The sequence below is a fragment of the Paenibacillus sp. PK4536 genome, from assembly GCF_028594455.2.
In the GTDB taxonomy this organism is placed as follows: domain Bacteria; phylum Bacillota; class Bacilli; order Paenibacillales; family Paenibacillaceae; genus Saccharibacillus; species Saccharibacillus nuruki.
The window spans coordinates 4,472,029-4,485,155 of sequence record NZ_CP126313.1 but is presented as its reverse complement, the minus strand read 5'-3'; the positions used below and the strand labels follow the sequence as shown (position 1 = coordinate 4,485,155).

Here is a 13,127-nt window from a genome sequence, read left to right as displayed (position 1 = left end):
TAGCTTTTCTGCACCTAGAAAAACACATGCCCAAAGGAGGATGACCTGTGGAACGAATGAAAGCTGGTTTAGTCGGATGTGGTAACATCAGTGAAATTTACTTGGAAAATCTACAATCAAGTCCAGTCGTTGAGATCGTAGCCTGTGCAGACATGGTGATCGAGAAGGCGCAAGCAAGAGCTTCACAATTTAACATTGCAAACGCATTCACGCCGGAGGAATTATTTGCACAGGAAGATATTGAATTGATTATCAACCTGACTATTCCTGCCGCACATGCCGCGGTGAATCTAGCAGCACTTGCAGCAGGCAAACATGTATATGCTGAAAAGCCATTTGCTGTATCGCTAGAAGATGGTCAACGTACACTATTACGAGCCAAAGAAGTGGGTCGTCGTGTAGGAAGTGCACCGGATACATTTTTAGGTTCAGGCATAGAAACAGCACGCAAAGCGATCGATGATGGATTAATCGGTCGACCGATTGCAGCTTCTGCTTTTATGATGAGCGGTGGCCCTGAATCATGGCACCCTGATCCTGAATTCTTCTACGCACCTGGTGGTGGACCTATGTTCGATATGGGACCTTATTATCTAACGGCACTCACAAGCTTACTTGGATCGATGACAAGAATAAGCTCGTCAGCTGGTATTCAGATTCCTGATCGACATGTTGCGAGTGGTCCTAAAGAAGGTACACCATTACGTGTACAGACGCCTACACATCTGGCAGGAACAATTGATTTCGAAAACAGTGCAATCGTTACCATGGTGACCAGTTTTGATATCAAAGGAGGCTCTCAATTGCCTCGAATTGAAATCTACGGTACAGAAGGTACACTGGATATCCCTGATCCTAACTTTTTCGATGGTGATGTTCGTATAAGACGCGCAGGTTCAGAAGAGTTTGAGATTGTACCTCCTGTTTTTGAAGGGACTCGTAATGAACGTGGTAAAGGTCTAAACGAAATGGTTACAGCGATTCGTAACAATCAACCTCATCGTGCTAGTGGTGAACTGGCATATCATGTACTTGAAGCAATGCATGCTTTTCAACGTTCTTCTCTAGAAGGCAAGCATGTGATTATCAAAAGTCGTGCAGGATACAGACAAGGCAATAGTTATTAAAGATGAATGATGCTATTACAACTATCATAAATTGTGGGAGTGAATGGAGCAATGGTTAAAGTTGGATTGCAACTATACACCGTACGAGATGATTTGGAAAAAGATTTTGAAGGTACGATTGCTAAAGTAGCAGCACTTGGATATCAAGGTGTTGAATTCGCTGGCTTTTACGGACGTACTTCTACCCAAATCAACGAATTACTCAAAAGGCACAATCTTGAAGTCGTTGGTTCTCATACTCAATATACAGAACTACTGGAAGATGCTCAATCTTTAATCGATTATAACAAAGAAATAGGCAATCGTTATATTATTGTCCCTTTCTTATCAGATGAGCACCGTAAGAATTGGCCTGATATTTTCGCTAATCTACGTAAGCTTGGCGAATTGTGTAATCAAAATGATGTGGTGTTGTTATATCACAATCATGAATTTGAATTTACTGAAAAATTAGGTGAACACACTGTATTTGATGCTATGTATGAAGAAGTACCTGCATCGTTATTGCAAGTTGAATTAGATAGTTGCTGGGTACAGTACGGTGGTTACGATCCTATAGAATATATTCAAAAATACGCTGGACGCTTACCGATTGTTCACTGGAAAGATTTCAAACGCACAGATAAAGGTGCACAGACGGTCGAGCTTGGTGAAGGTGAAGTACCTGTAGCCGCTATTGCAGATGCTACTGAAAAAGCAGGAGCTGAATGGTTAGTGGTAGAGCAAGACTCATGTTTACAACCGCCTTTACAAAGTATTGAGCAAAGCATGAACTGGGTGAAATCTTACGGTGCCAAAAGTGGAAAAGTAAGTGTATAATCAAACTCTTGCTGTTCAATCCCAATAATTATACTAAAATGGATATAAATCGCATTTTAGGTGAACCTTATGACATGTTTCGACGTATTATTTAATAGATAGAGCTTTTACTACATTCTCATTTGTTCGATTGGACGAATACAGAACTTACAGCTCACTCTATTGGAATCAGATTCAAGTGATAAGTTCACCAGACTGCGTTCATAAAATTAATGAATGAAGCTGGAGGATGGACAAATGAAATTAGGCGTATTTATGGTATTACTCAACAATATGGGCTTTGAAGAAGCATTGGATTATGTAGCTGAAAAAGGCGTTAAAATGGTAGAACTAGGATCTGGTGGTAACCCGGGTAATGTTCATTGTAAACCAGATGAGTTACTTGCTGATGAAGGCAAGCTTAGAGCATTTAAACAAGCGATTGATTCTCGTGGATTAACCATTAGTGCATTAAGTTGTCACGGTAATCCGCTTCATCCGCAAAAAGCGATTGCGAAAGAATCGCATGAAGATTTTATCAAATCCGTTCAACTGGCACAGAAGTTAGATGTAGCAGTTGTTAATACATTCTCCGGTTGTCCGGGAGATAGTGATGATGCGAAATATCCGAACTGGCCTGTAGCACCGTGGCCAAATGATTTCCAGGATCTTATGAAATGGCAATGGGAAGAAAAAGTCATTCCATACTGGACAGAAAATGGTAAGTTCGCTGCTGATCATAATGTAAAAGTAGGGCTGGAACTGCACGGAGGTTTCTCTGTTCATACACCGGGTACACTTTTACGTCTACGTGAAGCGGCTGGCGAAGTGATTGGTGCGAACCTTGATCCAAGTCATATGTGGTGGCAAGGTATCGATCCTGTACAAGCTATTAAAATTTTAGGAAAAAATAATGCAATTCATCACTTTCATGCTAAAGATACGCTGGTAGATACCGATAATGTTAATATGCACGGTGTAACAGACATGCAAGACTACACAAAAATGCAAGATCGTGCTTGGCAGTTCCGTACAGTAGGCTTTGGACATGATAACAAAACATGGGCTGATATTATCAGCACGTTACGCTTAGTTGGATACGATTACGTTGTAAGTATAGAGCACGAAGATGGTTTGATGTCGGTGAATGAAGGTTTTACAAAAGCTGTCCATAACTTGAAGCAGGTTTTGATTGAAGAAGAACTTGGTGAGATGTGGTGGGTCTAATATAGAGGAGGAAGTTTTTTATGATTAATGTAACGGTCTGGAATGAGTTTGTACATGAGAAAATCCGTGATGATGTCAAAGCAGTATATCCTGATGGGATTCATACTGTTCTGGCGGATGGGCTATCGAAGGAAGGCTTTGCCTGCCGTACAGCTACACTCGATCAGCCGGAACATGGTTTGACAGAGTCTGTCTTGAACTCTACTGATGTAATGTTGTGGTGGGGACATACGGCTCATGAATTAGTAGATGATGATATTGCAGAAGCGGTAGCAAGACGAGTAAATGAAGGCATGGGATTGATTGTTCTGCATTCTGGACATTTCTCCAAACCATTTAAACAATTAATGGGAACCAGTTGTGATCTGAAATGGCGTGTAGCAGACGAGCAAGAAATTCTATGGTGTGTGAATCCTACGCATCCGATTGCTCAAGGCGTGAACCCTTCGATCACTTTGGATAAAGAAGAAATGTACGGTGAATTTTTCGATATTCCTGCTCCTGATGAATTGGTATATCTAAGCAACTTTGAAGGCGGAGAAGTGTTCCGTAGCGGTTGTACGTATCGCCGTGGACATGGTAAAGTATTCTATTTCCGTCCAGGTCATGAGACATATCCAACATATTATAATCAGGATATTATGCACATTATCTCGAATGCTGTACGCTGGGCGTATCCTGCAACTAATACACGTCCTGAATTCGGACGCCAAGAACCTACGCGTGCACTCGGTAGTAAAGTAATGGTGTAACTGTCTACCTGAACAGCCTGATCCTGAATTCCAGACTGTGTTAATCATAAAAAATAAATATTTCAAAAGTGCGCGTGTATGGTTAATAGCCTACAGGCGTACTTTTTTTGAGATTTATCCCTTTAGATCCAGTATCCATAATACTTAGCACTCTAACATATAGTTAGATATAGAAAGGAGTGCATTTATGTCTAAAGCACAAATAGAATCACAAATCGGCAATGTGAAGCTATCTCCAGCACGAATTAGTGAATGTCTGGAACGAGTCGCCGGACATCGATTAGAAGGATTTTTGGGTGGTTATGGCAAATTTCCGGGATCGCTGATGATGGTGGGAGAAGCACCCGGTGCGAATGAAATTGAAAAAGGGATTCCTTTTTGCGGACAAGCAGGTAAAGTATTAGATGGTTATTTTGAAGCGCTAAATATCACTAGAAACGATCTGTATATTACGAGTGCTGTACGCAGTCGTCCTTATAAAGACAAAATCATTCAAGGAAAGCATCATGCCGAACGTTCGAGTCGTTCTAATCGCACACCAACATCTTACGAAGTATTTGCATTTGCACCTATTTTGGATGCTGAGATTGAGGCAGTACAACCTCGGATCATTATTACGCTGGGCAATATTGCATTGCAACGATTACTTGGCAAAGGGCATCAGGTATCGAATGTGCATGGTCAAGCTTACCGAAGTCGTATTCAACAAGTAGATGCAGATCATATGGATCAAGGATATCACTGGTCTGATCAAGAATACTGGATTTTTCCTATGTATCATCCAGCAGCAGTATTGTATAATAGATCATTGACTGATGTTATTGCGAATGATCTCGTTATTTTGCGTAATTGTATAGATGAGATTCAAGAATGATGACCTGAATTTTAAATAATATTCAGTATTCTTTAATTATGTAATGTTTTCGTTCTCTTTTCAGGTAAAATATGCTAAAATATATGTACTAACTAATCGTAAGTTAACATCACAACGTGATGAAATACGAGCTTATGACTATCCGATCCCGTGTTTCGGAACAATTGAAGAGGTGAGAAAACATGGAGCAACACCAATTGGGATTATGTCCCCGTTTTGAGACCGCGTTTTCATTTTTAGGTAAACGATGGAACGGTCTAATTATTCAATCATTAATGAGTGGACCTAAGCGTTTCAAAGATATTTCTAATCTTATTCCTATGATGAGCGACAAAATGTTGTCAGAGCGGATGAAAGACTTAGAAGGTAGTGGAATATTGATTCGTCAGGTCTATCCAGAGACACCTGTTCGAATTGAGTATGAGCTAACGGACAAAGGACGTGCACTTAAGCCAGTGATGGAGCAGATTCAGAACTGGGCAGAGCATTGGGTCGAGTAGATTTCGATGTGTTAACCAAAAAAAGCTTTCCGCTATGAGTAACACACGGAAAGCTTTTTTGGTATTTTAATTGTCTCAACAGGTAAATGCATAAGCACACCTAAATATTCATTAAATTCTGCATATTTCTTTAGGGCACATTTCGCAGTGACATACTTCTTGTAGCGCTTCAAGATCATGAATAATGATCATCCCGTGCTCATATTCAATACTTTCTTTTTTACGCAAATCACTAAGCATCCGGTTGACACTTTCACGAGTAGCACCAATCATATTCGACAAATCGGTATGTGTAATTTTTTTGTTAATCAAAATCGAACCTTGATCGTTATAATCTTGACCATAGGTATTGCTTAAACGAATCAGAGTGGAGCAGAGAGCACCTGGTTTACCGTATAACATTAAGTCACGCACTTTAGTCTGTGTTAGACGGTGATGAGTACCCATCCATTTCATAAAGTCGATAGCAAAATCACAATACTGACAGATCATCAATTCCAATTCTTTGTGTTCAATAACAGCGACTTCAGTATCTTCTAATGCTTCCGCTGTAAATCCAAGGCGTGTACCTGAAAATGGATCTGCTTGACCGATCATGTCGCCTGCTTGATACATATATAGAATCAATTCTTTACCTTCATCAGTAGATTTGGTTAATTTAACCCGTCCACTTTTAAGGAAGTATAATTTATCGGATAAGTCGCCTTCCCAGAATAAATGTGAACCTGCTGCAATCGTGCGTTCTGTAGAATGATTAAGTAATCTTTCCTGATTAATTTCCGAAAAGCATGCTGTATTATGACGTGGTTGAGTATGTTCTAAAGAATTGTTCATTATGGTTCGCCCCTTTTTGTTTCAATTATACGTGAAATTAATCATAATGCATAACATTTTAGGAAAAAAACTGGAAATTAAATGATTAGTTAAATTCTACGTTATATAGGAAAGATAATGAACTCATGTATACGTAAAAGTAATCTATACTTTGTGATTAATTTCACTATTATCATACATCTTTTTATATTAAAATGCAAAAGGAAAAAATAAAATAAAACAAATTTAAAAAATAAAAATTGATTGTGAAAAATATCACATTATGATTTATGTCTCTATGCTATGATCGGTGTGTAGACAAAAGCAATACACATTCTGAGGAGGATGAGAGAAATGGCTGTTAAAAATGATGCTAGTCGTAACGTGGAATTGAGTGCACAGGAAGAAATTCAAAAGTTAATCGATAAAGCGAATAAAGCACATGCCGCATTTATGAATATGGATCAAGAACAAATTGATAACATTGTACAAGCAATGGCATTAGCGGGCTTGGATCAACATATGTATCTTGCCAAACTAGCTGTTGAAGAAACAGGCAGAGGCGTATATGAAGATAAAATTATCAAAAACATGTTCGCTACTGAATATGTATACCATGGTATCAAAAATGAAAAAACAGTCGGTATTATAGAAGATAACGATTATGAAAGCTTCCAAAAAATTGCTGAACCTGTCGGAATCATCATGGGGATTACACCGGTAACGAACCCAACTTCGACTACCATGTTCAAATCTTTGATCTCAATCAAAACACGTAACCCAATCATTTTCGGCTTCCATCCATCTGCACAGAATTGTAGTAAAGAATCCGCTCGCATCTTACTTGAAGCGGCTGTCAAACATGGTGCACCTGCGGATTGTATCCAATGGATCGATGCTCCTTCAATGGACAAAACAAATGCATTAATGAATCATCCTGATGTAGCGTTAATCTTAGCTACTGGTGGTGGCGCAATGGTTAAAGCAGCATATAGCTGTGGTAAACCTGCACTTGGCGTAGGTCCTGGTAACGTTCCTGCTTTTATAGAGAAAAGTGCTGACTTGCAACAAGCAGTGAATGACTTGATTCTTTCCAAATCATTTGATAACGGTATGATTTGTGCTTCTGAACAAGCAGTAGTTATTGAAGAACCTGTTTATGAAAAAGTGAAAAAATTAATGATCGATAACGGTTGTTACTTTGTAACTAAAGAAGAAGCAGGCAAATTAACGAACGGTGCAATGAATACAGACAAATGTGCAGTGAACCCTTCTATCGTAGGTCAATCTGCTGTCAAAATTGCTGAACTTTGTGGAATTACCGTTCCAGCCGATACCAAAATACTGGTAGCAGAATTGGAAGGCGTAGGTACTAAATTCCCATTATCTGCTGAAAAATTAAGCCCTGTACTGGCTTGCTATAAAGTTAAAAACGCGGATCAAGGGATTGAACGTGCTGCACAAATCGTAGAATTTGGCGGTATGGGTCACTCTTCAGCTATCCATTCTAATAATGATGAAGTTATTCAGAAGTTCTCTAATCGTCTACAAACTGGACGTATTATCGTGAACTCTCCTTCTACACATGGTGCAATTGGTGACATTTACAATACGAACTTACCATCTTTAACACTAGGTTGTGGATCTTATGGTCGTAACTCTACTTCTTCTAACGTAAGTGCTGTGAATCTGATTAATGTGAAAAGGGTGGCTCGTCGTACTGTGAATATGCAATGGTTCAAAATACCTTCTAAAGTTTATTTTGAAAAAGGCGCAACTCAATACCTTGCTAAAATGCCTGATATTAGTCGTGTAGTGATCGTAACAGATGCGATGATGGTACAACTTGGTTATGTTGAAAAAGTACAACATTACTTGCGTCAACGCCAGACTCCAGTTGTTGTTGAAGTGTTCTCTGATGTAGAACCAGATCCATCAACTGCTACTGTAGAACGTGGTCGTCAAATGATGGAACGTTTCCAACCGGACTGCATTATCGCTCTTGGTGGTGGATCTCCTATGGATGCTGCTAAAGGCATGTGGATGTTCTACGAATATCCTGATACTGAATTTGATAACCTAAAACAAAAATTCATGGATATCCGCAAACGGATCTACAAATACCCACATTTGGGACAAAAAGCACAATTTGTAGCAATTCCAACGACTTCAGGTACAGGTTCTGAAGTAACATCGTTCGCAGTTATTACAGATAAAGAAAAAGGCAACACAAAATATCCTTTGGCTGACTATGAATTAACACCAGACGTAGCAATTATCGATCCTGAATTTGTATACTCTTTACCTCGTGTAGCTGTTGCTGATACAGGTATGGACGTATTGACTCATGCGATTGAAGCTTATGTATCTGTAATGGCAAGTGACTTTACCGATGGACTAGCGATCAAAGCGATTCAACTGGTATTCCAATATCTAGAACAGTCTGCTCTAACAGGCGACAAACTGGCTCGTGAAAAAATGCATAATGCTTCTACGATTGCAGGTATGGCATTTGCGAATGCATTCTTAGGGATTAACCATAGCCTGGCACATAAATGGGGTGGACAATACCATACAGCACACGGTCGTACTAATGCGATCTTGTTGCCACACGTTATCCGCTACAATGCGAAAAAACCAACTAAATTCGCAGCGTTCCCTAAATATTCTCACTTTATTGCTCACGAACGTTATGCTGAGATTGCTCGTATCTTGGGATTGCCAGCACGCACAACCGAAGAAGGCGTGAACAGCTTAATCAATGCTATTCGTGACTTGAACCGCAAACTAGGTATTCCTGAAACGTTTGAAGCATTGGGCTTTGATGCAAAAGACTTTGAATCTCGTGTAGATTACCTTGCTGACCGTGCATTCGAAGATCAATGTACAACAGCGAATCCTAAATTACCTTTAGTGACTGAACTAGCTGATGTATACCGCAACGCATTCTATGGTCGATTTGAATAAATAGACCTGTCCGACAAGTAAAATGATAGATTGAAAAAAGGATCACTCCACACATGCTGTTATAGCAGTACGTTGGAGTTGATCCTTTTTCCTTCTTATTTAACTTGTATCGCTAGGAATATACTTTCAAGATACATGGTTGAAAATAAAAAACAAAGCAAATATGGAATGCCACCTTATCCCAAAGAACGATCTCCTAGTTTGCGATATTAGCAGAACTAAAGAGAACCGTTCTTTTGTTTGTAGAGAGGAGTGATGCGATGTCCAACATTATTCTATAGCTTGTATATAGAATAATACAGAAATAGTGTGATGTATTTCGTTGTTAGAAGTCGTAAATTCTTGTATGATGCTACAGCTATTTGCAGTGAATGATGATGTGTATTTTTGTATTAGTAGATTCATATCACTGTATTCACTGTGCAAATCGTTATTTACTTATTGTGTAACAGGCTTGGTTTTGAACTGTAGTAGTTATTTTTAAAAACTGTTATAGATACAGAATGTGATAAAAATCATAATAAAAATGCTATTTTGTGATAAATGTCACATACTCTGCTTATGAATTGCATCATAATAAAGACATAGCCGGAGGGAGAAAACAACAGCTTCCGGTATCGTGTAGGCGAGACAAGCAATAGTGTAAATGGTTTTGTGATTTTATTCACAAATAATGGAGGGATTATCAATGTCAGTTATCGAAAGAAATGTACAGGATAATTTAAAACAAGACGCATGGCGCAATTTCAAATCAGGTAAATGGGCAAAACATGTAGATACTCGCGACTTTATTGAACAAAATATTAGTGCGTATCAAGGAAACGAAACATTCCTAGCTGGCCCTACTTCAAATACAAAAGACTTGTGGGATATCATTTCCAAACTATCTAAAGAAGAAATCGAACGTGGTGGCGTATGGGATGTAGATGCTGCAACACCTTCTACAATCACTTCACACGGTCCTGGTTACTTGGACAAAGACAAAGAACAAATCGTCGGTGTTCAAACAGATGCTCCTTTCCGTCGTTCATTACAACCGTTCGGTGGTATCAAAATGATGATCGATGCTTGTAAAGCGTATGGCTTTGAAGTACCAGAACAAATCATTGATATCTTTACAAACATTCGTAAAACGCATAACCAGGGTGTATTCGATGCTTATACTTCTGATATGAGAGCAGCACGTAAAGCAGGTATTATTACAGGCTTACCAGATGCTTACGGTCGTGGACGTATTATCGGTGACTATCGCCGCGTAGCATTATACGGTGTAGACTTCCTAATTAATGAAAGAAAACAAGATTTGAATGATATGGAAGTTGACGTGATTGATGAAGATGTGATTCGTCTTCGTGAAGAAGTATCAGAACAAATTCGTGCTCTAGGCGAATTGAAAAAAATGGCTGAAATGCATGGCTTCGATATTTCCAAACCAGCACAAACAGCAAAAGAAGCGTTCCAATGGGTATACTTCGGTTACCTTGCAGCAATCAAAGAACAAAATGGTGCAGCGATGTCTCTAGGACGTGTATCTTCTTTCCTTGATATCTACATCGAACGTGATGTTAAAGAAGGCACAATGACAGAACAACAAGCTCAAGAATTGGTTGACCATTTCGTTATGAAATTGCGTATCGTTAAATTCTTACGTACTCCAGATTACAACGAATTGTTCAGTGGTGATCCTACATGGGTAACGGAATCAATCGGTGGTATGGCTGTCGATGGCAAAACATTAGTTACCAAAAACAGCTTCCGTTTCTTGCATACATTGTACAACTTGGGACCTGCACCAGAACCTAACTTGACTGTATTGTGGTCAGAACAATTGCCAGAAGCTTTCAAAAAATTCTGTGCTAAAGTTTCAATCGAAACCAGTTCGATCCAATACGAAAATGATGATCTGATGCGTCCAATCTATGGCGACGATTATGGTATTGCTTGCTGTGTATCCGCTATGCGTATTGGTAAACAAATGCAATTCTTCGGAGCTCGTGCGAACCTTGCTAAAGCACTATTGTATGCAATCAACGGTGGACGTGATGAGAAATCAGGCGTTCAAGTAGGCCCTGAATACCCTGCAATCACTTCTGAAGTGCTTGAATATGACGAAGTCATGAAACGTTTCAAAGCCATGATGGAATGGTTAGGCAAATTGTATATGAACACATTGAACGTTATCCATTACATGCATGATAAATACAGCTACGAACGTATCGAAATGGCACTACATGATCGTGATATCTTACGTACAATGGCTTGCGGTATTGCGGGTCTATCAGTAGCAGCTGACTCATTAAGTGCTATTAAATACGCTAAAGTAACACCAATTCGTGACGAACGCGGTATTGCTGTAGATTTCAAAATCGAGGGTGAATATCCTTGCTACGGTAACAACGATGATAAAGTCGATCAGATTGCTGTTGAATTGGTCGAAACATTTATGAGTATGATTCGCAAAAACAAAGCATACCGTGGTGCTACACCAACACAATCAGTATTAACAATTACTTCTAACGTAGTATATGGTAAAAAAACAGGTACAACACCAGATGGACGTAAAGCTGGCGAACCATTCGCACCAGGTGCTAACCCTATGCACGGACGCGATACCAAAGGTGCTCTTGCATCTCTAAGTTCTGTTGCAAAATTACCATACGAAGATAGCTTAGATGGTATTTCTAACACATTCTCTATCGTGCCAAAAGCATTAGGTAAAGAAGAAGAAATTCGCAAAACTAACCTTGTATCTATGCTTGATGGATACTTCGGTAGCAATGCCCATCACTTGAACGTTAACGTATTCGCTCGTGAGCAATTACTAGACGCAATGGAACACCCAGAAAACTACCCACAATTAACCATCCGTGTATCTGGATATGCTGTTAACTTTGTTAAATTGACTCGTGAACAACAAATGGATGTCATCAACCGCACATTCCACGGATCAATGTAACACGAACTTTTTAACAATAGTCAAAGCAATAAAGCTAATTAAAGTAAGAAATGTAATCAAAGATGGTAACTGCTAACCAACAATGAATGATATAAATGAAGCATTTGAGAAAGTGGAGTCACACCGCAGAGCGAAGAGTAGGAATTGTTTCTGAAGAAGCGAAGCGTTCGCATTTAAGATTCGGATATCGACTGCGAAAGCAGTTCATTCCAGATATCCGATCTTAACAGCGATCGTAAGAATAATTCATACGCGTAGCGGTGTAACTCTAACTCTCGAAATCCTATTCATTTATATACATCAACTCAGACGAAAGGGGTGATTGATCATGGTAAAAGGCCGTGTTCACTCGCTAGAAACGTTCGGTACCGTCGATGGCCCGGGCATACGATTTGTACTATTTATGCAGGGTTGTCTGATGAAATGCCAATACTGTCATAACCCTGATACATGGAATTTGGACGGAGGTAAAGTGATGGAGCTAGAAGAAGTTCTAGCTGAAATTGAACCTTACTTGAGTTACTACCGTTCTTCAGGTGGAGGATTGACGGTATCTGGTGGAGAACCAACGTTGCAAGCTCCTTTTGTCAGAGAATTGTTCAAAGCAGTCAAAGACCGTTGGAACCTGAATACAACACTGGACAGCAATGGATTCAATGAACCTAACAAAATCCATGAACTGCTTGAAGTTACTGATTTAGTCTTGCTTGATATTAAGCATATCAATAATGAAAAGCACAAAAAATTAACCGGTGTATCAAATGAACGCACTCTACACACAGCACAATGGCTATCTGATAATGGACGCAAAATGTGGATACGCCATGTGTTTGTACCTGGCATTAATGATGCTGAAGAAGATCTGATCGCTTTAGGAGAATTTATCGGCACATTAAAAGGGGTAGAGAAATTCGAAATCTTACCTTATCATCAGATGGGCATCTACAAATGGGAAGCGTTGGGACGCATCTATCCGCTGGATGGGGTTCCTTCGCCAACCGAAGAAGAAGTAGAACGTGCGTATCGTCTGATTGAGCAAGGTCGTCGTCAAGTCTCTTGTGTCTAATCCTCCTCTTTATGAAAATAGATAAATAACAACCATAGTAAGCAAAA

Annotated in this window: 10 protein-coding genes; 9 read left to right on the top strand and 1 reads right to left on the bottom strand. The window is 39.4% G+C overall.

Annotation, left to right across the window (positions count from 1 at the left end; genetic code table 11):
- Window positions 1–47: 47 nt before the first annotated feature.
- The 6 genes from PO903_RS19930 (at window position 48) to PO903_RS19905 (ending at window position 5,278) form a co-directional block, all read left to right on the top strand.
- The gene (locus PO903_RS19930) at window positions 48–1,127 is read left to right on the top strand and encodes a Gfo/Idh/MocA family protein (RefSeq protein WP_069329075.1); all 1,080 of its coding nucleotides are present in this window, start codon (window positions 48–50) and stop codon (window positions 1,125–1,127) included.
- A gap of 51 nt (window positions 1,128–1,178) precedes the next feature.
- Window positions 1,179–1,946: a sugar phosphate isomerase/epimerase family protein gene (locus tag PO903_RS19925; protein WP_273594382.1), complete on the top strand. Its 768-nt coding sequence runs from the start codon at window positions 1,179–1,181 to the stop codon at window positions 1,944–1,946.
- A 237-nt stretch (window positions 1,947–2,183) separates the two neighbouring features.
- Window positions 2,184–3,152, top strand: a complete 969-nt coding sequence (locus PO903_RS19920; protein WP_069329077.1) for a sugar phosphate isomerase/epimerase family protein — start codon at window positions 2,184–2,186, stop codon at window positions 3,150–3,152.
- Window positions 3,153–3,172: 20 nt separating this feature from the next.
- Window positions 3,173–3,904 (top strand): ThuA domain-containing protein, encoded by a 732-nt coding sequence (locus tag PO903_RS19915; RefSeq protein ID WP_069329078.1) that lies wholly within the window; start codon window positions 3,173–3,175, stop codon window positions 3,902–3,904.
- A 187-nt stretch (window positions 3,905–4,091) separates the two neighbouring features.
- Window positions 4,092–4,778 carry a uracil-DNA glycosylase gene (locus tag PO903_RS19910; RefSeq protein ID WP_273594381.1) on the top strand — a complete coding sequence of 229 codons (687 nt, stop codon included), beginning with the start codon at window positions 4,092–4,094 and terminating at the stop codon, window positions 4,776–4,778.
- Between the two features lie 182 nt (window positions 4,779–4,960).
- Window positions 4,961–5,278: a winged helix-turn-helix transcriptional regulator gene (locus PO903_RS19905; protein WP_069329080.1), complete on the top strand. Its 318-nt coding sequence runs from the start codon at window positions 4,961–4,963 to the stop codon at window positions 5,276–5,278.
- A gap of 111 nt (window positions 5,279–5,389) precedes the next feature.
- On the opposite strand, the gene PO903_RS19900 is transcribed toward PO903_RS19905, so the two are convergent.
- Entirely contained in the window at window positions 5,390–6,112 is a 723-nt protein-coding gene (locus PO903_RS19900; RefSeq protein ID WP_069329081.1) for a Crp/Fnr family transcriptional regulator, read from the bottom strand.
- A 333-nt stretch (window positions 6,113–6,445) separates the two neighbouring features.
- Between PO903_RS19900 and adhE the strand changes: the two genes are divergently transcribed.
- The 3 genes from adhE (at window position 6,446) to pflA (ending at window position 13,080) form a co-directional block, all read left to right on the top strand.
- Complete coding sequence (gene adhE / locus PO903_RS19895; protein WP_069329082.1) at window positions 6,446–9,058, top strand: bifunctional acetaldehyde-CoA/alcohol dehydrogenase; 2,613 nt, start codon at window positions 6,446–6,448, stop codon at window positions 9,056–9,058.
- A 688-nt stretch (window positions 9,059–9,746) separates the two neighbouring features.
- Entirely contained in the window at window positions 9,747–12,014 is a 2,268-nt protein-coding gene (gene pflB, locus PO903_RS19890) for a formate C-acetyltransferase (protein ID WP_069329083.1), read from the top strand.
- Window positions 12,015–12,342: 328 nt separating this feature from the next.
- The gene (gene pflA, locus PO903_RS19885; protein ID WP_069329084.1) at window positions 12,343–13,080 is read left to right on the top strand and encodes a pyruvate formate-lyase-activating protein; all 738 of its coding nucleotides are present in this window, start codon (window positions 12,343–12,345) and stop codon (window positions 13,078–13,080) included.
- Window positions 13,081–13,127: the final 47 nt, after the last annotated feature.

Coding starts and splice junctions, on each gene's coding strand:
- PO903_RS19905 (WP_069329080.1), top strand. CDS start 4,961: ATGGAGCAACACCAATTGGGATTATGTCCCCGTTTTGAGACCGCGTTT.
- PO903_RS19920 (WP_069329077.1), top strand. CDS start 2,184: ATGAAATTAGGCGTATTTATGGTATTACTCAACAATATGGGCTTTGAA.
- pflB (WP_069329083.1), top strand. CDS start 9,747: ATGTCAGTTATCGAAAGAAATGTACAGGATAATTTAAAACAAGACGCA.
- pflA (WP_069329084.1), top strand. CDS start 12,343: ATGGTAAAAGGCCGTGTTCACTCGCTAGAAACGTTCGGTACCGTCGAT.
- PO903_RS19900 (WP_069329081.1), bottom strand. CDS start 6,112: ATGAACAATTCTTTAGAACATACTCAACCACGTCATAATACAGCATGC.
- PO903_RS19925 (WP_273594382.1), top strand. CDS start 1,179: ATGGTTAAAGTTGGATTGCAACTATACACCGTACGAGATGATTTGGAA.
- PO903_RS19915 (WP_069329078.1), top strand. CDS start 3,173: ATGATTAATGTAACGGTCTGGAATGAGTTTGTACATGAGAAAATCCGT.
- PO903_RS19910 (WP_273594381.1), top strand. CDS start 4,092: ATGTCTAAAGCACAAATAGAATCACAAATCGGCAATGTGAAGCTATCT.
- adhE (WP_069329082.1), top strand. CDS start 6,446: ATGGCTGTTAAAAATGATGCTAGTCGTAACGTGGAATTGAGTGCACAG.